Source organism: Bacillus sp. 1735sda2, from assembly GCF_024159245.1.
Lineage (GTDB): Bacteria > Bacillota > Bacilli > Bacillales > Bacillaceae > Bacillus > Bacillus pumilus_O.
In genome coordinates this window covers 2,061,837-2,080,360 of record NZ_JAMYWZ010000001.1, presented here as the reverse complement: position 1 = coordinate 2,080,360, position 18,524 = coordinate 2,061,837, and the positions used below count along the sequence as shown (strand labels likewise).

General features: G+C 40.2%; 19 protein-coding genes and 1 other RNA gene. 15 read left to right on the top strand and 5 right to left on the bottom strand.

Annotated features, from left to right (window positions below; translation table 11 throughout):
• Positions 1-4 precede the first annotated feature (4 nt).
• Positions 5-1,489 carry an aldehyde dehydrogenase family protein gene (locus NKR21_RS10640; protein ID WP_012010251.1) on the bottom strand — a complete coding sequence of 495 codons (1,485 nt, stop codon included), beginning with the start codon at positions 1,487-1,489 and terminating at the stop codon, positions 5-7.
• Between the two features lie 213 nt (positions 1,490-1,702).
• Between NKR21_RS10640 and NKR21_RS10635 the strand changes: the two genes are divergently transcribed.
• From NKR21_RS10635 to NKR21_RS10600, 8 genes are all read left to right on the top strand, one after another.
• Positions 1,703-1,915: a DUF6501 family protein gene (locus NKR21_RS10635; RefSeq protein ID WP_012010250.1), complete on the top strand. Its 213-nt coding sequence runs from the start codon at positions 1,703-1,705 to the stop codon at positions 1,913-1,915.
• A gap of 49 nt (positions 1,916-1,964) precedes the next feature.
• Positions 1,965-2,102, top strand: coding sequence for a DUF4025 domain-containing protein (locus NKR21_RS10630; RefSeq protein ID WP_223250615.1), 138 nt, complete (start codon positions 1,965-1,967; stop codon positions 2,100-2,102).
• Positions 2,103-2,381: 279 nt separating this feature from the next.
• Positions 2,382-2,720, top strand: coding sequence for a PH domain-containing protein (locus NKR21_RS10625; protein WP_012010249.1), 339 nt, complete (start codon positions 2,382-2,384; stop codon positions 2,718-2,720).
• Positions 2,721-2,897: 177 nt separating this feature from the next.
• A complete protein-coding gene (locus tag NKR21_RS10620) occupies positions 2,898-3,545 on the top strand; it encodes an SDR family oxidoreductase (RefSeq protein ID WP_119125000.1) in 648 nt (215 codons plus the stop codon).
• Between the two features lie 91 nt (positions 3,546-3,636).
• Positions 3,637-4,137 carry a TraR/DksA family transcriptional regulator gene (locus tag NKR21_RS10615; protein ID WP_119124999.1) on the top strand — a complete coding sequence of 167 codons (501 nt, stop codon included), beginning with the start codon at positions 3,637-3,639 and terminating at the stop codon, positions 4,135-4,137.
• A 132-nt stretch (positions 4,138-4,269) separates the two neighbouring features.
• Positions 4,270-4,455, top strand: a non-coding RNA gene (gene ssrS, locus NKR21_RS10610) — 6S RNA.
• Between the two features lie 133 nt (positions 4,456-4,588).
• Complete coding sequence (gene recQ / locus NKR21_RS10605) at positions 4,589-6,370, top strand: DNA helicase RecQ (RefSeq protein WP_144457517.1); 1,782 nt, start codon at positions 4,589-4,591, stop codon at positions 6,368-6,370.
• 256 nt (positions 6,371-6,626) lie between these two features.
• Positions 6,627-7,418, top strand: coding sequence for a LysM peptidoglycan-binding and 3D domain-containing protein (locus NKR21_RS10600; protein ID WP_012010245.1), 792 nt, complete (start codon positions 6,627-6,629; stop codon positions 7,416-7,418).
• Between the two features lie 153 nt (positions 7,419-7,571).
• On the opposite strand, the gene NKR21_RS10595 is transcribed toward NKR21_RS10600, so the two are convergent.
• Positions 7,572-8,078, bottom strand: coding sequence for a hypothetical protein (locus NKR21_RS10595; protein WP_081112354.1), 507 nt, complete (start codon positions 8,076-8,078; stop codon positions 7,572-7,574).
• Positions 8,079-8,282: 204 nt separating this feature from the next.
• On the opposite strand from NKR21_RS10595, the gene NKR21_RS10590 reads away from it, so the two are divergent.
• From NKR21_RS10590 to NKR21_RS10570, 5 genes are all read left to right on the top strand, one after another.
• Positions 8,283-8,822 (top strand): DUF420 domain-containing protein, encoded by a 540-nt coding sequence (locus NKR21_RS10590; protein ID WP_012010243.1) that lies wholly within the window; start codon positions 8,283-8,285, stop codon positions 8,820-8,822.
• A 168-nt stretch (positions 8,823-8,990) separates the two neighbouring features.
• The gene (mmgD, locus tag NKR21_RS10585; RefSeq protein ID WP_012010242.1) at positions 8,991-10,133 is read left to right on the top strand and encodes a citrate synthase; all 1,143 of its coding nucleotides are present in this window, start codon (positions 8,991-8,993) and stop codon (positions 10,131-10,133) included.
• A 2-nt stretch (positions 10,134-10,135) separates the two neighbouring features.
• On the top strand, positions 10,136-11,572 hold the full coding sequence (locus tag NKR21_RS10580) for a bifunctional 2-methylcitrate dehydratase/aconitate hydratase (RefSeq protein WP_088003504.1): 1,437 nt from the start codon (positions 10,136-10,138) through the stop codon (positions 11,570-11,572).
• Between the two features lie 12 nt (positions 11,573-11,584).
• Complete coding sequence (prpB, locus tag NKR21_RS10575; RefSeq protein WP_012010240.1) at positions 11,585-12,502, top strand: methylisocitrate lyase; 918 nt, start codon at positions 11,585-11,587, stop codon at positions 12,500-12,502.
• A gap of 300 nt (positions 12,503-12,802) precedes the next feature.
• On the top strand, positions 12,803-14,158 hold the full coding sequence (locus tag NKR21_RS10570) for an IS1182-like element ISBpu1 family transposase (protein ID WP_012008915.1): 1,356 nt from the start codon (positions 12,803-12,805) through the stop codon (positions 14,156-14,158).
• A 104-nt stretch (positions 14,159-14,262) separates the two neighbouring features.
• Here NKR21_RS10570 and NKR21_RS10565 read toward each other — a convergent pair whose 3' ends face one another.
• Together NKR21_RS10565 and NKR21_RS10560 are read right to left on the bottom strand one after the other, a co-directional pair.
• Complete coding sequence (locus tag NKR21_RS10565) at positions 14,263-14,925, bottom strand: lysozyme family protein (protein WP_012010239.1); 663 nt, start codon at positions 14,923-14,925, stop codon at positions 14,263-14,265.
• A gap of 97 nt (positions 14,926-15,022) precedes the next feature.
• Positions 15,023-16,348, bottom strand: a complete 1,326-nt coding sequence (locus tag NKR21_RS10560) for an APC family permease (RefSeq protein ID WP_012010238.1) — start codon at positions 16,346-16,348, stop codon at positions 15,023-15,025.
• A 186-nt stretch (positions 16,349-16,534) separates the two neighbouring features.
• Here NKR21_RS10560 and czrA point away from each other — a divergent pair, with 186 nt between their 5' ends.
• Positions 16,535-16,864, top strand: coding sequence for a Zn(II)-responsive metalloregulatory transcriptional repressor CzrA (gene czrA, locus NKR21_RS10555; RefSeq protein ID WP_007500691.1), 330 nt, complete (start codon positions 16,535-16,537; stop codon positions 16,862-16,864).
• Between the two features lie 32 nt (positions 16,865-16,896).
• Here czrA and NKR21_RS10550 read toward each other — a convergent pair whose 3' ends face one another.
• On the bottom strand, positions 16,897-17,421 hold the full coding sequence (locus NKR21_RS10550; RefSeq protein ID WP_012010237.1) for a CcdC protein domain-containing protein: 525 nt from the start codon (positions 17,419-17,421) through the stop codon (positions 16,897-16,899).
• Positions 17,422-17,539: 118 nt separating this feature from the next.
• Between NKR21_RS10550 and NKR21_RS10545 the strand changes: the two genes are divergently transcribed.
• Positions 17,540-18,472 (top strand): helix-turn-helix transcriptional regulator, encoded by a 933-nt coding sequence (locus tag NKR21_RS10545; RefSeq protein ID WP_012010236.1) that lies wholly within the window; start codon positions 17,540-17,542, stop codon positions 18,470-18,472.
• The last annotated feature ends 52 nt before the right edge of the window (positions 18,473-18,524 follow it).

Here is an 18,524-nt window from a genome sequence, read left to right as displayed (position 1 = left end):
GTCATTAGTCTTGGAGGTTAATCCACACACTTTTGACTTCTGTATAGTTGTTAAGGGCGTATGATCCCATTTCTCTGCCAAGACCTGATTGCTTGTATCCTCCAAACGGGGAGGCAGCATCAAAGACGTTGTAGCAGTTGACCCAAATCGTGCCTGCTTCAAGGCTTGCAGCAATATCATGGGCATGCTTTAAGTTTTCTGTCCAAAGTCCTGCGGCTAATCCATAGTCAGACTGGTTGGCTCTTTCGACCACTTCTTCAATGGAATCGTAAGGAATCGCAGATAGGACAGGTCCAAAGATTTCTTCTTTTGCGATGGTCATATCATCTTCTACATCTTTAAAAACAGTAGGGGAGACAAAATAACCAGCCTCATAAGGGCAATCGCCACCGACAACAGCTGTTGCACCTTCTGATTTACCTTTTTCAATATAGCCTAACACGCGCTCATGCTGTTCTTTACTGACAAGAGGCCCGATTTGTGTATCTTGATGAAGACCGGCTCCTTGTTTGAGGGATGTTGCATATTCAGCCATTTGATCAACAACCTCATCATATTGACTCCGGTGAACAAAGACCCTAGAACCTGCACAGCATACTTGACCTTGGTTAAACATAACCCCATTTAAAGCACCAGGAATGGCTTTCTTTAAATCGGCATCTGGCAAAATAATGTTTGGTGATTTTCCGCCAAGTTCTAATGTGACTCTCTTAATGGATTTGGCAGCTTTCTCCATAATGAGTTTCCCAACACTTGTTGACCCCGTGAAGGCAATCTTGTTTACATCAGGGTGATCGGTTAAAGCGTTCCCAGCTGTTTCACCAAATCCAGGAACGATGTTAATCACACCTTCTGGGAAGCCGGCTTTATCTACTAATTCAGCTAAATAGAGCGCAGAGAGGGGTGTTTGTTCTGCTGGTTTTAACACGATGGTGCAGCCAGTCGCAAGTGCCGCACCCATTTTCCACATGGCCATAAGTAGCGGGAAGTTCCAAGGAATGATTTGTCCTACAACGCCAACAGGTTCATGACGGGTATAGTTAAAGTATCCTTTGCTGACAGGAATGGTTTGTCCGCTTATTTTGGTTGTCCAGCCCGCATAATAGCGCATATGCTCGATTGCGAGAGGGATATCTGCATTGGTTGTTTCATTAATTGGCTTCCCGTTATCTAGAGTTTCAAGCTGCGCGAGCTCTTCTTGGTTTTCTTCCATTAAATCAGCAAGCTTAAACATGAAGCGGGCGCGTTCGGCGGCAGACATGGAGCGCCAAGGACCATGAAAGGCTTTTTTGGCTGCTTTTACTGCCTCATCAATGTCTTTTGCACCTGCTTCATATACATCAATAAGGGTTTCACCTGTGGCTGGGTTAGGAGTTGAAAAGGTTTTGTTATCGTGACTTGTGACAAACTGGCCATTAATGTAGAGTTTTTTCGTCCCTTGGAGAAAAGATTCGAGTTTTGAACTAATTTGAAGTGTTGTAGAGCTCATAAATAAACAAACCTCCTTAAAGAAATGGATTGTTCTGCGAGTTCTAGGTGGAAAAGCGGACTTGAAGCAAATGATCTAGTATACGCACATGAATGTAAACGTATACATTCATCATATTACACGACATCTTTGAAAGCAATCCATAACACTCATTGCATTTCATGAAAAATTGGCTACAATAAATGTATAGATGAAAAAAGGAGTTTTTAAATCATGATCCATCAAAACTGGCAAACGGCTCAAACGTTAAAACAAGTAAAATGTATACATACGAATGCGAAAAAATATATGGTCGACCGTGCACTAACCGTTGGCAGCACATATGAAGTGAAAAATGAAACAGAAGAATTCCTGTTTGTCGTTGATAATACAGGTAAAGTCGGCGGGTATTATAAAGAGTATTTCGAAGACATTTCTGCTGAATGATTTTGGTGATCATCACTCATACTAAGAAAAACAGTAAAGGGTGATGATGATGAAAAAGAAGCAAACAGATGAGCAGAATCAACAAAATGCTTGGCATGATAACGAAGATGCTGATATGGCGATTACACTTGAGCAGATTTCCGATGTGTATGCAGAGGGAACTATTGAAACACCAAAAGACGAATAGTCATTTTTAAACAGTGATTTGAAAAAATCACTGTTTTTTTTATTGGTCACAATTTACCCATTTTCTCAAAAAGAACTGAAACTTTTTTCCTGCTTTACCTGTCTAAATAAGTAGAGGAAAGAGCATCGAATCAAAAAGAAAAAGTTAAATGAAATTTAATCTATTCGTAATGGAATAACGACCATTTATAGCGTATTCTATAAGTGAGAACAAAACGTATCCACAGAGCGTGTGGCCGTTTTTTCATAAAGGAATTTGATGGAGGAAGAGGGGGTTTACGTGGGTATTTTTTCTGTCAGTAAACAAAATGATAAGAAATTCGAATCCTTACTAATTGAAGGGGAAAGAATTGAAGCTGTTTACAGACTGCGTCACGACCAAATTTGTTTCACCAATAAACGACTGATCTTTGGCGATAACCGCGTATTTTCTAAAAAGAAAGTCAGGGTCTCCTTGCCGTATCGATCAATTGAAAGTTTTGCCATTCAAGAAGCTGGCGTGTTTGATCAGGACACAGGTATGTTGCTTGTCACAAGCTCAAAAGTATTTGAACTCGATTTTTCGAAAGAGACGGATTTGAATGATGTGCAAGCCATTTTAACAAAACATCTCTGCTGATCAACCTTGCGATTACATAGATCACATGCACTTTTCTCATTCTTCGTATTTATTTTAATAGATCGCACATTGCCTGAGCCCTTGCCCATATTTTCTGGGAAGGGCTTTTTTGTTTACGTGTTTGAATGATAGAAAAAAAGGATAAAGATGAAACAGACACAGAAAGGAGAATGAACAATGAAAGTATTAGTTGCTGGAGCAAATGGACATACAGGTAGGCTCGTCATTCGTTATTTAAAAGAAAAAGGACATGAGCCGCTTGCCCTTATTCGAGATGAAAAACAAGCGGATGCGCTAAAAGAACTTGGTGCATTGCCTGTCATCGGTGATCTTGAACAGGATGTGACAGATGCTGTGAAACAAGCAGATGCTGTCATCTTTGCAGCTGGTTCAGGCTCAAAAACGGGGGCAGATAAGACGATTGCAGTGGATCAAGAAGGTGCAAAACGTCTTGTTGACACAGCGAAAAAAGAAAATATTCAGCATTTTGTGATGCTGAGTTCCTATAATGCCGATGATCCAAACCAAGGAAAAGGACAAGGAAGTATGGAAATTTATTATGAGGCAAAAAGAAAAGCAGATGAACACCTTAAACAGTCTGGGCTTTCCTATACCATTGTCCGACCAGGTGCCTTGCTGCATGAGGAAAAGACAGGAAAGATTGAAGCTGCAGCGCATATTCCAGATGATCAAAACATTGAGATTTCAAGAGAGGACGTAGCTACTGTTCTTGTGGAAAGCTTAACAGAATCCAATGTGAAAAATAAGTCCTTTGATTTGATTAAAGGCGATAAATCAGTAGAAGAAGCACTTCGCACCTTGTAAGAGAAGAAAGCTGCTGCCAATTAGGCGGTGGCTTTTTTGATGTTTTCAATTCCTTTGTAGCGGGAAGGTATTAAGAAAGGAGTGATTGACCGTGGGCTTAACGAAAGAACAAAAAGCTGATTTATACGAGAGATTGAATCAATTAAAGGAAGATGTAAAAGGGTCAAAAAAGAAAGAGGAATCTATGCTAAGTGAATCGAGCGAGATTTCAAATGGTGTAGGGAACCATATCGCTGATCATGGAAGCATCTATTTAGACCGCATGACCGAACAAACGCTGGACCAAGTTGATGACCAGCTTGAAGCCGAAATTGATGCAGCACTGAAACGAATGGAAGACGGAACATATGGGATTTGTGAGAAAACAGGGAAAGAGATTCCCTATGACCGTTTAAAAGCAGTTCCCTATACACGCTATTCAATTGATGCGAAGAAAAACGAAGAAACCACTCAAGATCCAAATGAGTTTGACCGTAATTTCTCTGATCAAATGCGTGATTTAACAAATAGACAAACAATGGATCAGATGCATTCAGATACGTATGAACGATTAGAGGAAGAGCAGGATGTTGACATAGATGATGATAAATAGGATAATAAGTGGAATTTACATTTTTTCAGAATAATTTTTTCTTATGTGTGCAAGGACAAATCTCTTGTATACACGAGTTTTTTATAGAAAAAAGATCTCTTGAAATTTAATAAACTTTCGTGTAATATAGTTTAAAGGCTGCGATGTGCGTAATGTTAATTAAGTTTTAACCTTTAAGCTGTAATAGGGAGTTTTATATTGAAGCTGGAATGTCATGCCTCCTTAGAGAGGAAGACAGGAACGTTTCTGCAAACACCCACTTTGAGGAGTGGTGGTTTAAAACTTTCTTACTTAGATTACGGCATCCGCAGCTTTTCCTAGGATGATTCAAGCCATTTTCCATTTCGGAAAATGGCTTTTTATTTTGCGAAAAGACGAAATTGGATTGAATGCCTGTAGAGGCAAGAATCTATGTTAAAATAGACAAAACAAATGACGGAGAGGGAATTGGATGTTAGAACAAGCAGAAGCACTCCTGAAACAATATTATGGCTTTGATGCCTTTAGAAATGGACAGAAACAAGCCATTGAAGCGATTGTAAATAAACAAAAGGATACCGTCTGCATTATGCCGACAGGCGGAGGGAAGTCAGTTTGCTATCAGATCCCTGCGCTCATGATGGAAGGGACAACGATCGTCGTATCTCCGCTTATATCTTTAATGAAGGATCAGGTGGATGCGTTAAATGAGATGGGCATACGTTCTTCCTTTTTAAACAGCACCCTGTCTGCATCTGAAATGAATGAAAGGCTGAAAAAATGCGAAAAAGGGGAATATGAACTTCTTTATATCACCCCTGAACGCTTACAAAATGAACGTTTTTTTCAGCTGCTAGATCGGTTAACGATTCCTTTAATTGCAATTGATGAGGCGCACTGTATATCCGAGTGGGGACATGATTTTAGGCCAAGTTATCGCTTCATTCAAGAATGCTTGAACAAGCTGTCAAAAAGACCGGTGATTGTCGCATTAACAGCTACAGCGACGAAAAAGGTCCAACAAGATATATGTGAACAGCTTGGTATAAACGGAGAAGAAACCATTTTTACTGGGTTTGCTAGAGAAAATTTGTCCTTTCAAGTGATCAAAGGAGAAAACAGTGAACGTTTTATCACACAATATATGAAGAAAAACAGTCTTGAGTCTGGCATTATTTATACTGCCACTCGTAAAGAAGCGGATCAAATTTATTATCGACTAAAAAAACAAAAGATCAAAGCTGGTGTTTATCATGGTGGCTTGGATGATCATACGAGAGAAGAGCAGCAAAACCTCTTTTTAAATGATGATATCCAGGTGATGGTCGCCACATCAGCATTTGGCATGGGGATCAATAAGTCGAATGTGCGTTTTGTGATCCATCATCAAATTCCAAGGGATATAGAAAGCTACTATCAAGAAGCTGGGCGTGCCGGTAGAGATGGGCTTGAAAGTGAATGCATTTTACTGTTTTCACCTCAAGGTGTAAGGGTGCAACGTTTTCTCATTGAACAGTCAATAGAAGATGAGACGCGCTACCAGCATGAGTTGCTTAAATTAAGGCAAATGGTGGATTACTGTCATACTGAGCAATGTTTGCAGCAATTTGTGATGGATTATTTTGATCAAACAGCTAGTTCGCCTTGCGGTAAATGCAGCAATTGCCTTGATGAAAGAGAGCGTGAAGAGGTCACAAGAGAAGCGCAGATGGTGTTATCTTGTACAGTGAGAATGAATGAGCGATTCGGTAAAATGATGATCGCCCAAGTACTGGCAGGCTCTAAAAACAAAAAAGTGCTAGAGCTAGGTTTTGACCGCCTCCCTACATATGCTTTAATGAAACAACATTCGGCTCAACAAATCAGTGACTTCATTGAATTTTTAATTACAGAAGAGTATTTGCACATGTCTGAAGGGGCTTACCCAACACTTAAGGTGACCCATAAAGGGAAGAAAGTGCTAGTTGGACAAGAGGCAGTGTATAAAAAGCAGGCGATCAAAGCAGAAGCTATTCAAGAAAATGATGCACTATTTGAGCGATTGAGATCGCTTAGAATGAAGCTAGCTAGAGAGCAAGGTGTTCCGCCTTTTGTTGTTTTTTCTGATCAAACATTGAAGGAAATGTCAGCGGTAGAGCCTCAAACAGATGAAGAATTACTCCAAATTAAGGGGATTGGCGCTCAAAAAAGAGAGAAATACGGAGATGTTTTTTTAGAAGAAATTCGTTTATTTATAGAAAAAGAGAAAAAATAAAGAGTTTGAAAAAGAAAAATAAATTTTTTTCGCTGCATTTGGACACGTTTTCATCAGGCCGTTTTTGATCCTTTTAAAACCTTGATATGGCAAGGAATCAAGCCGTTTTGTGGTCTGATTTACCAATGGAGAGAGATGTTTCATGTAAAGGAACTGTAATCTAAAACATATCGTTTTGTTATTGAATTGACATTTACATATGTTACGATAGCACTCGTTAGCCGCCATAAAAAGCTAACAAGGGAGGATTTACTTTATGAAGAAGACTATTATGTCCTTGGTTGCTGTTGCAGCAATCTCAACAACAGCATTTGGAGCACAGCAAGCTTCTGCAAAGGAAATCACTGTACAGAAAGGTGATACACTTTGGGGAATCTCACAAAAAAATGATGTGTCTCTAAAGGACCTAAAGGGTTGGAACAATTTATCTACTGATATGATCTATGTGGGTGATAAATTGACAATCTCTTCAAAAGAGAAAACTCAGGAGCAGTATAAAGTCCAGAAGGGGGACAGCCTCTGGAAAATCGCTCAAAAATTCAATGTGTCAATTAGCGATATTAAGTCTTGGAATAACTTAAACTCAGATATAATTATGGTTGGTTCAACACTAAGTGTTGCTGGCCAAAGCTCGGCTCCGGTAAGCTCAGAACCTGTTCAAAAACAGGAACCTGTCCAAAAAGAGCAAACAACGAAAAAAGCTGCTCCTAAAAAGGAAACAGCTAAAGCAGAATCATCTTCTGCTAGTCAGAGTGTACAAAAAGAAATGACTGTTACGGCTACGGCTTATACAGCAAATGATGGTGGCATCTCAGGTATCACTGCAACAGGGGTAAACTTAAACAAAAACCCAAATGCAAAAGTAATTGCAGTAGATCCTAGTGTCATTCCATTAGGAAGTAAGGTTTATGTTGAAGGCTACGGTGAAGCCATCGCAGCAGATACTGGCGGCGCAATTAAAGGTAACAAAATTGATGTACATGTACCAAGCAAATCCCAAGCGAAAAATTGGGGCGTAAAATCAGTCAAAGTAAAAGTACTTAACTAGTAAACAATTGTTTTTTGGAAGAAAGCATCAGGTGGCGGCCTGATGCTTTTATTGTACCCTTTTTTTGGTCAAAAATACACATATTTTTCTGAAAAATTTGCATTTTCGACAAAAAGCAGCGCATATCATATGATACACGCTGGTTTTTTGTCGTTAGCTGTCCACCCAATAAATTTCTCCGCTTTGTTCTTTCCAATTGATCTGGACATCAAATTGATGCTTTTCATAAAAATGAATCAAGCGGTCCACGTGATCCCAGTCTCTTTTGACGAGGTCACCAGTAATCACTGGGATGTTCTGCTCTCTAGCGATTTCTTTTAAATGCTTCATGCAGATGGAGCCGTACCCATTATCTGGCGGGCCTTTAATATCGGCAATATGAATCTTTCCTTCTTCAGGATATTCCGCAATTAAGGAAAAATCAGATTGTCCGCGAAAAGCTTTTTCACAATCGCTGAGCATAATTTTACATGTATCTGCATTTTCAATGGCAGAGACGATCAGCCACTCATCTTCTTTCGCTTGATCGATGCCAATGATTTTTGCTTTTTTCGAAATATCTTTCATGTTTTCTTGCATTCGATACATTTGGAACTGCAATTGCTGTAAATCTTGCTCTAACGACTTCACATCTTTGGCTGTTTCCTGTAAGATTGACAAGTCCATTACTCCTTTCCTATCAGAAATGATAAAAATCACATAAATTCCAATTTTAAAGGAAGTGGATGGATCTTTCAAGCCGGTAGAACGCCTGCAACTTGCAAGTTTGTCTAAAATTCGACGAAGACAGCGAATTCATTGACTTTATAGAGAAATTTAAATAACATACTCTTAGTCGGAACTAATAAAGAGAGGTTTTCAAACATGAAAGAACAGAATCAAAAACCGAAAAATTTTACTGGTATTGTGATCATTTTAACAATTGCCATAAACGGATTAATCGCTTTATTATTTTTAATGCCAAAATCAGATAAATTTAGTCATCTGGATATTACATTTTTGCCGTTACTAAATGCCGTGATGAACAGCTTTACGTTTATCTTTTTACTTTCAGCACTCATCATGATTAAACAAAAGAACATTAAAGCGCATAGACGATTTATCTTTGCTGCATTTTCAACAACACTGGTCTTTTTAATTTCGTATGTGACCTATCATTCAATGGCAGCTGATACCCATTTCGGAGGAGAAGGGATCATCCGTCCAATTTACTTCTTTATTTTAATCACACATATCGTCTTATCAGCAGTCATTGTACCGCTTGCCCTGATTACGCTATTTAGAGGCGCACAGATGCAAGTCGAGCGCCACCGTAAAATTGCTCGCTGGACAATGCCGCTATGGCTTTATGTCAGCCTTACTGGCGTCATTGTATATATGATGATTTCTCCATATTACAGCTAACGTATGTCCAACTGGACATACGTTCTTTTATTTACAAGATGCAGTGCTTTGGATAAAATGGGAATTGGGTATCCGACTTGCACGGTATCTTCCCATCTATAGACTCACATCATTTCTGGCCGTTTGCTCGTTTGGAGAACAACAATTGAACGAAACGGGGGTTATATGATGACTGAACAACTGCAGTATAAACCGGGGCTTGAAGACATTGTGGCAAGCGAAACGTCTATCTCATACTTAGATGTGCAGCAAGAAGAGATTGTAATTCGCGGGTATGACCTCATCGAGTTGGCACAAAAAAAGACCTATTTAGAAACAGCCTATCTGCTTATTTATGGAAGATTACCAGATGCCATGGAATATCATCAATTTCAGCAAGACATTTCCTCACAAACCAACTTACATCCAACCATTCAAACCATTTTAACAAAACTGCCAAAAACCACCCATCCGATGGATGCCATGAGAACGTGCATATCTGCTCTTAGTGGATACGATGATGCATTACAAGATCGATCAGAAGCGTGCCAGCAAAGACGTGCTGTTCGATTACTCGGCCAGCTGCCGGCGATTGTCGCTGGAAGCTATCATATTCTCACAAAAGACGCCGCTATTTCTCCAGATCAGACCAAATCCTACACTGAAACCTTTTTAACCATGCTAACCGGACGCACGCCAACCCAAGACGAAATCACCGCTTTTGACCAAACACTCACATTATATAGTGAACATGAGCTACCTAATTCAACATTTGCTGCTAGAGTCATTGCTTCCACACATTCTGACATGTATGGTGCTTTTACTGGAGCAATTTCTTCATTAAAAGGTGACTTGCACGGGGGAGCGAATGAAGCCGTCATGCATATGCTTCTCGAAGGAAAAACAACAGAAGGCTTCCTTGCGCTCATTGAGCGAAAATTAGCCGCAAAGGAAAAGATGATGGGCTTTGGCCATAGGGTATACATGAGAAAAATGGACCCAAGAGCCGCTCTTTTAAAACGATCATTGAAAACGCTTACCGAATCAAAGGGCGATACAACGCTGTATGACATGTGTGTGGCAGGAGAGGCATACATGAAAGAGAAGAAAAATCTCTATCCAAACCTTGATTATTATGCCGCACCTATTTATTATGTGCTCGGGATTCCAATTTCACTTTATACACCGATTTTCTTTGCTGCAAGGGCAAGTGGATTAGCTGCTCATGTCATTGAACAGCATTTGCATAATCGCATTTTCAGACCAAGAGTCCGGTATTTAGGACCAAGAGGATTAAAAGTTTCAGATGATGATAGAAAAAAGGGGGAATGAACATGAATAAAACAGCAGTCGCCAATCAAACGGATCAGCTATTAGAAGAAATCGCAGCCTATGCAGTAGACGGGGAAATTACAAGTAAAGAAGCCATTGAAACGGCACGTTATGTGCTGATAGACACACTTGGTTGCGGAATGCTGGCGCTCAATTTTCCTGAATGTACGAAGCATCTTGGACCGATCGTCCCTGGAACTGTTGTACCTAACGGAGCAAGAGTTCCAGGCACTTCCTTTGTGCTAGATCCTGTTCAAGCCGCTTTTGATATAGGCTGTATGATTCGCTGGTTAGATTATAATGACACGTGGCTTGCAGCGGAGTGGGGACATCCGTCAGATAACTTAGGCGGGATATTAGCTGTAAGCGATTATATTAGTAGAACACGGCTTGCAAACGGAGAAGAGCCGCTTTCGATGAATGACGTGCTACATGCGATCGTCAAAGCACATGAAATTCAAGGCGTGCTGGCTTTAGAAAATTGTCTGAATCGCAATGGCTTGGATCATGTGCTATTTGTCAAAGTAGCAACAAGTGCTGTTGTATGTGCATTGCTTGGCGGAACAAAGGAGGACGTGCAGCACGTTTTATCACAAGCGTTTGTTGACAATTCTCCGCTTAGAACATATCGTCATGCCCCGAACACAGGATCAAGGAAATCATGGGCAGCAGGTGATGCAACAAGCCGCGGAGTGAGACTCGCAATGATGACACTCAAAGGGGAAATGGGCTATCAAACGCCGCTTAGTGCAGAGAAGTGGGGCTTTGAAGATGTTCTGATGAAAGGGAAATCTCTCACACTTGCTCAGCCGCTAGGATCATACGTCATCGAAAATGTGCTTTTCAAAATTGCTTATCCTGCTGAGTTTCACGCCCAAACGGCTGCAGAAGCTGCTATGATCCTGCATGACGCTGTAAAAGATCGATTGGATGAAATTGACCGGGTAGAGATTACAACACATGAATCGGCGATTCGAATTATCGATAAGAAGGGACCGCTATATAATCCAGCAGACCGTGATCATTGCTTGCAATATATTACTGCGATTGGATTGATCTATGGGGAGCTCACGGCTGACCATTATGAAGAAGAAACGGCGCAAAATCCGGCTATTGATCGTCTCCGGGATCAAATGGTCGTCAAAGAAGATACACAATATACAGCGGATTATTTAGACCCGAAAAAGAGATCCATTGCAAACAGTGTGCAGATTTTCTTTAAAGACGGAACGATGACAGACCGAATTGAAATTGAATATCCACTTGGTCATCGCAGAAGAAGGCAGGAAGGTATTCCTCTGCTCGAAAAGAAATGGCTCTATCATTTGAAGACGAGATTTCCGCAAAAACAAGTGGATCACATTGTGTCACTCTGTCAAAACCCAAATCAATTAAAAACAACGACTGTACCAGCATTTATGGATTTATTCGTCATATAAGGGGGAACTAGTGTGTGGATCGTGAATGATGAATCAAGTCAAGCAAATTTAGCCGCAGCCTTTCAAGAACAAATGCACAAATCAGCTTTATTTCAAATCCCAGGCGTTCACGATGGAATGTCTGCGCTTTATGCAAAAAAAATGGGCTTTCAAGGGCTCTATTTATCCGGTGCCGCTTTTTGTGCCAGCAAAGGGTTGCCTGATCTCGGCATGATCCATTCAACGGAAATGGCTGAAAAAGCGAAGGAAATCATTCGAGCTTCTCAGCTGCCGCTTTTGGTCGATATGGATACTGGCTATGGCGGTGTATTGAATGCTGCAAGGGCGGCAAAGGAAATGGTAGAAAGCAAGGTGGCAGCTGTTCAAATTGAAGATCAGCAAATGCCGAAAAAATGTGGGCATTTAAATGGAAAATCACTTGTTCCAGTAGAAGAAATGGTCGCAAAAATCAAAGCCATTAAACAAGCGGCACCAACGCTTTTGGTGATTGCGAGAACTGATGCGAAATCTGTAAGCGGCATGGAGGATGTCATCCGACGGGCCAATCTTTACGTAGAAGCAGGAGCTGATGCTATTTTTCCTGAGGCACTTATCACAGCAGAGGACTTCACGCATGCGTCAAACAATATTAAAGGTCCGCTTCTTGCAAACATGACGGAGTTTGGGAAAACGCCTTATTATCATGCTGACGAGTTTTCAATGTTTGGGTTTCAGATGGTCATATACCCTGTGTCATCACTCAGAGTCGCTGCAAAATCATATGAGCGTTTATTTACAGAAATCATGGAGAAGGGGACGCAGCAAGGAATGCTGAAGGACATGCAAACGAGACAAGAGCTGTATGAAACGATTCATTATGATGAATATGAGGAGATGGACCAGCATTTAGCGAAAACGATCCTGCCGGAAATCGGAAAAGAACATCGATAAAATGAAAAGCACTTCCATTTAGGAAGTGCTCAGCGTGTAGACAAACCCTCGCATTCGTTGTCAGTCCTGCGCGCTGGTGCTCACGAATGTTATATTCGCTCCGCGCCAGTGCTCGTCCTTCCTAGACTGCAAAGGTTTTCTATCACGCTGAAAAGAAGACAAAGGGCTAAAATAAAAATCATTTTAGCCCTTTGTCAACAATCTGAAGCACTTCCATTAAGGAAGTGCTCAGCTTGTAGACAAAGTCTACAAGCTTTTTTGTATAATAAGGGTAATAACAATAATCTGTGGGGGATAAACATGTTATCGAAACGTGAAGAAGAAAGAAGAAATCAATTAGAAGTAGTGGCTTTAGATGAATTAGTGCCTGAAGATCATCTTGTGCGGAAAATTGAACAAGCAATCGATTTCGATTTCATTTATGATCTTGTCAAAGATCATTATAGTTCTGATAATGGTAGACCAAGTGTTGATCCTGTTGTTCTCATTAAGATGGTCTTAATCCAATATCTATTTGGCATTCGCTCCATGCGTCAAACCATTAAAGAAATTGAAACCAATGTGGCTTATCGTTGGTTTATTGGGTATGGATTTTCGGAGAAAATTCCGCACTTTTCTACCTTCGGTAAAAACTACGTGAGACGCTTCCACGATACAGATTTATTCGAACAAATTTTTTATCGAATCTTAAGAGAAGCGATGAAAAAAGGGCTCGTTGACCCGTCTATCGCCTTCATTGATTCGACTCATGTCAAAGCGAACGCCAATAAGAAAAAACTTGAAAAGAAAATCGTTCGAGTTGAGACAAGAAGTTATCAAAATCAGCTTCATGAAGAGATCAATATTGATCGTGAAGAACATGGAAAAAAGCCCTTACCCCTACAGAATAAAGAAGAAACAAAAGAAATCAAGGTCAGTACAACTGACCCAGAGAGTGGCTATTATGTAAAGGATGAACGTGAAAAGTCATTTGCTTATTCATTTCATACAGCGTGTGATTCAAAAGGATTTATTTTAGGCTCGCTGGTCACAGGCGGAAATGTTCATGATAGTCGTATGTTGGATTCACTCGTATCAAAAGTGACAGAGAAAGTCGGAAAACCAAATGTAGTCGCAGTAGATGCGGGATATAAAACACCTTACATCGCTAAGTTCTTAATGGATCAAGAGATAAGACCTGTCATGCCCTACACTCGTCCAAGAACAAAAGCTGGTTATTTGAAAAAGAATGAATACGTATATGATGCATATTTTGATTGTTACATTTGCCCCAACGGGCAAATTCTCTCTTATCGTACAACGACTAGAGAAGGCTATAAGCAATATGTATCCGATTCAGAAGTATGTGAGTCCTGCTCGTTTTTAGATAACTGTACCCAAAGTCAAAACCACACCAAACAAATTCATCGGCATATTTGGCAGGATTATCTAGATGAAGCAGACAATCTGAGACTCACTGAAATAAATAAGAGCATCTACGCAAAACGGAAAGAAACGATTGAACGCGTTTTTGCGGATGCAAAAGAAAAGCATGGTATGCGTTGGACGAAACTTCGTGGACTAAAAAAAGTTTCAATGCAAGCGATGCTTACTTTCGCTGCCATGAACCTTAAAAAACTAGCAAACTGGACATGGAAAGTACCATGTCCAGCGTAAAACACATGATGTTTTTCAAAAAAAATGTGAAAACCCCACTTTTACTTGAAGTAAAGGTAGGGTTTGTCTACGGTCTGAGCACTTCCATTAAGGAAGTGCTTTTTTTACGATGATGGTGAGGATGACGAAGCCAATTTCATCTTTTCTTCAACTGTTTTCGTTTTTTCTTTTACTTTTTCAGCATAAGTGAAGTCACCGAAGCAATATGGGTAGCGGAAGTTATCTTTGTTGCCTCCGCACGTATAGACTTCTGGGTTTCGTTTCACTTGCTTTTTAGAGTATTGCTTTGCCAATTTCTCGGAATGTTTTCCCCCGTTTTTTGCAACAAAATCAATATAGCCAATTCCCATATTATAGCTTTGAATTATGGTTTCCAAATCAACGCCTTTTTTCTTCCCATGCTTGTACATAGTAGAAAAATGATGGACTCCTTGTTTAATGCTTTTCTGAGGGTCATTGATTTCATTTCGTTTCAAACCAAGAGATTCAGAGGACTGCATTGGATCTCCGCCTCTGCCTTTTGATTCTTGATACATCATACCGAGGATTAACGCGGTATATTGATCTAAATCTTGATCTCTTAACTCTGTTTCTACAAGCGGTTTGAAATCATCCAATCTCGACAAAACAATTGATTCCGTATCAATCGGCAACTTTTTTAACTCCTTTTGATTAAAGGACATGACAATGGCTGCTAATACGAAAACAAACAGAAAAATCGTGAAGCAGCCTGAAATGGCAAAACATCCTGTTTTTTTCTTTTTCAAGGTCAGTTCACCCCTGTTTTGCCCCGCTTTTAAAAGGGAAGTACAGCCTTTTTATTATGCCATATCCTGCACAAGATACCAAGTGAAAACCTGATAATCAATCATATCCAAATGTAAATTCGGGTCTTGTTTTCAGTCTGTAGCAGAAATAAACAAAACCGATAATCAGCCAAAGCATACCAATGATTAATGCATTTGTACTGATGCTCGTTAACAGCCATAGACAAAAGGCCGTCCCGCATAGAGGAATCACTGCGTATCTCAATGTATTGAGTACACCTCTTTGTTTTTGTTTAACGAAATAATACGCAAAAACCGATAAGTTCACAAATGTGAAGCCAATCAACGCTCCGAAGCTAATAAAGGAATAAATGACTTCAAGTTCGCCAACGACTGCGGTTAAGGAGAAAGCACCAATTAATAAAATATTAAAAACAGGCGTTTTTAATCTCGGATGAATATATCCGAAGAAACGCTTCGGTAATGATTCATCTCTACCCATTGCATATAACAGCCTTGCTGCACTTGCATGTGATGATAAGGAAGAAGAGATAACAGCAACCATTGTGCCAGCTAAAAAGAACGAGTGGAGAAAGGCGCCGCCCACAAATTCCGCAATTTCAAGTGAGGCAGCATCGGGATGCTTGAACTGCTGAAAATTTGGAAATACTTGCTGCAAAAAATAAGACGTCAAGGTAAACAGTACGCCTCCAATAGCAACAGTTAAGAAGATGGCAAGTGGGATCGTCTTTTTGGGCTTAATGGTTTCCTCAGACATGGTCGAAATCGCATCAAATCCTAGAAATGAAAAACATAAAATCGTTGCTCCTGAAAAAATAAGCGCTGGATCTAAGCTCGCCGAATAAAATGGCCGGGCGGATAGTAATTCTCCGCTACCTGCGTTTTGTGTGAGCCCATAAATAATAAATCCAACAAAAGTCACGGCGACAATGACCTGAAAAGTCACAAATAGAGCCGTAATGTTGGCTGTAAGCCGGATACCGATTACATTGACAGTCGTTATGGCGATAGCAAGTATGATGATCCAAATGTAATGAGGTACATCAGGAAAGGCTGCAGTTAAATAAGCACTTCCAATCGCAAAATTCACCATAGGCAAAAATAAATAATCCAGTAAAAGTGTCCAACCTACAAGAAAGCCAACATGAGGATGAATACTTTTTTGCGCGTATGTATAAGCAGATCCTGCTTTTGGAAAAGCCTTCACCATATTCCCATAGCTAAGCGCTGTCAATAGTAATGCAAGTAACGTAAATATATAAGCTGCCGCGACGTGTCCTTTCGTCAGCTGAGCCACAATGCCGTATGAATCAAATACGACAAGTGGATCCATATAAGCAAGCCCGATCACCACAAGTGGAAAGACGGTCAGGCTGCGTTTTAGTCTTGGCTCCTCAGTCAATTTGCCTATCAGCTCCTCTAAAAAAATGAATAAATAATGCTCATTTTAAAAAGAATGCTACCAAGTGTCAATGCTATTTGAGTAAATCTTTTTTCTAAAGTGTGCTCTCTTTGCACGCCGGACGTTTTGGTATATGATGATACATAGAATAAGTCGTGATTTGACGGACAAGAAAGGTGAAGCAAAATGAAGGAAGAACTGAATACAAATCAAGAACAGGAACGGATGGAGCTGGATGAAGAAAGTTTATTTCTTGTCTCCCAAACCTTTAAAGCTTTATCTGATCCGACACGTATTCGAATTCTGCACCTGCTGTCTCAAGGTGAACACTCGGTTAATGATATAGCAGAAACACTGAATCTCATGCAATCAACCGTTTCTCATCAGCTGCGCTTTTTAAAAAATCTTCGTCTCGTGAAATCTAGACGAGCAGGGACTTCCATTTTTTACAGCCCTGAAGATCAGCATGTGATGGAAGTGCTTGAACAGATGATTCACCATGCACAGCACGATTGATAAAAAACCTTCCTACGTTAATAGGAAGGTTTTTATGCATGATGCACATGTGTCGATCGTTTACTTGCTTTCATCATGTGAAAAGAAAAAACAACATAGTAAGCCGCTAAAAGAAAAAAGCTGAGCATGGTCATCGCATCATCGCTTACGATGTGCTGATACAGTTCAACGACACTGATTTTGGTGATCGAATGGTTTGTCAGCTCAACCAGCTTAAAACTAAGCCTAGATAAAAACAAACATAAAATGAAGCTTTCAATCCATTTACTCGTTTTCATATACAACCGGCCATTTTCTTCTTTCATACGAATCGTCTGATAGGCATGAACAGCGAGGCTGCTTCCAAAAAGCATGCCAATAGCAGCATAGATGATGATACTATGATTTTGCCATCCTTCTGATAGGAGAATAAGGGCTGAAAGACCAAAGAGATACATTCTCATCAAAAGCCTGATAGGGCGTACAAGCTGATAGCGTCTCATTCGATTCATACGAATCATGATGCAGATCAATATAATACTCCCAATCATGAACAACTGCCACACGTTATGTGTCATGATGCAACCTCCTCCTGCACGTGCAGGGATGTAAACGAATGCTGGCTGTTACTTATCTTTACCATTCTTTCTTTTTTTATCAAAACAAAACCTACATTTATGAAAAAGAGGAAAAGTCATGAAAATTGACCGTATTTTATCTACTGTGATGTTGCTCATTAGCAAGAAGCAAGTACAGGCGAAAGATCTTGCTGAACTTCACGAAGTGAGCACGAGGACCATTTATCGTGATATTGATACCATCAATCAAGCAGGAATCCCTGTTGTGACAACCCAAGGAGCAGGTGGCGGCATTTCACTTGTTGAGGACTATCGTTTAGAGAAAAAATTATTTACCGATGATGACATTGAAGTCATTTTAACAGCCCTTGAAAGCATGATGAGTGCGTACTCCTTTAAAGAAAGTGAGCATGTTCTGAAAAAAATTAAATCGCTTATTCCCACGCAAACAGGTGAAAACGAAAAGCAGCATCATGTCTTCATTGATTTAAGCTCCTGGGGAAAAGACAGTCAGGCAGAGCAGAAGCTCCAGCTCATTCATACAGCTGCGTCAGCGCACCAATACATTCAGTTTACTTATCGTAATGCGAAAGGTGAAACTCTTCCACGCAACGTGGAACCTTATACACTCGTTTTAAAAGGGAGGCATTGGTATTTGTATGCGTTTTGTTGTGTAAAAAAAGCTTTTCGCCTGTTCAAGCTGACTAGAATGACGGGTCTTGTCGCCATTTCAGGGTATTTTCAACCGAAAAGAGTCAAAAACGAAGAGAAGCCTTGGAATGACTCTTGGCAAGAACAACCATCAGTCAGCCCTGTCACGCTCAGGTTAACAGAAGCATCAGTGGGGAAAGTAAAGGAATGGGTAGATGAGAATGAATTGAACGTCTGTTCAGACGGCACTTATCTTGCCACCATCACTGTACCTCTTCATGATTGGTTAAATAGTTTCCTATTCCACTTAGGTCCAGAAGTCGACATTCTTTCTCCGAAGCATGTCAAAGAAGCATTTGATCTCCAGTTGAAACAATTTCTCAAACGATTAGAAACTTGACACAGTGTTGTCAGGTTTCTTTTTATATGATAGAAAAAAAGGAGATGAGAAT

Coding starts and splice junctions, on each gene's coding strand:
- NKR21_RS10590 (WP_012010243.1), top strand. CDS start 8,283: ATGAAAGAACAGAATCAAAAACCGAAAAATTTTACTGGTATTGTGATC.
- NKR21_RS10550 (WP_012010237.1), bottom strand. CDS start 17,421: ATGACACATAACGTGTGGCAGTTGTTCATGATTGGGAGTATTATATTG.
- NKR21_RS10570 (WP_012008915.1), top strand. CDS start 12,803: ATGTTATCGAAACGTGAAGAAGAAAGAAGAAATCAATTAGAAGTAGTG.
- czrA (WP_007500691.1), top strand. CDS start 16,535: ATGAAGGAAGAACTGAATACAAATCAAGAACAGGAACGGATGGAGCTG.
- NKR21_RS10580 (WP_088003504.1), top strand. CDS start 10,136: ATGAATAAAACAGCAGTCGCCAATCAAACGGATCAGCTATTAGAAGAA.
- NKR21_RS10630 (WP_223250615.1), top strand. CDS start 1,965: ATGAAAAAGAAGCAAACAGATGAGCAGAATCAACAAAATGCTTGGCAT.
- NKR21_RS10635 (WP_012010250.1), top strand. CDS start 1,703: ATGATCCATCAAAACTGGCAAACGGCTCAAACGTTAAAACAAGTAAAA.
- NKR21_RS10640 (WP_012010251.1), bottom strand. CDS start 1,489: ATGAGCTCTACAACACTTCAAATTAGTTCAAAACTCGAATCTTTTCTC.
- mmgD (WP_012010242.1), top strand. CDS start 8,991: ATGACTGAACAACTGCAGTATAAACCGGGGCTTGAAGACATTGTGGCA.
- NKR21_RS10545 (WP_012010236.1), top strand. CDS start 17,540: ATGAAAATTGACCGTATTTTATCTACTGTGATGTTGCTCATTAGCAAG.
- NKR21_RS10600 (WP_012010245.1), top strand. CDS start 6,627: ATGAAGAAGACTATTATGTCCTTGGTTGCTGTTGCAGCAATCTCAACA.
- recQ (WP_144457517.1), top strand. CDS start 4,589: ATGTTAGAACAAGCAGAAGCACTCCTGAAACAATATTATGGCTTTGAT.
- NKR21_RS10620 (WP_119125000.1), top strand. CDS start 2,898: ATGAAAGTATTAGTTGCTGGAGCAAATGGACATACAGGTAGGCTCGTC.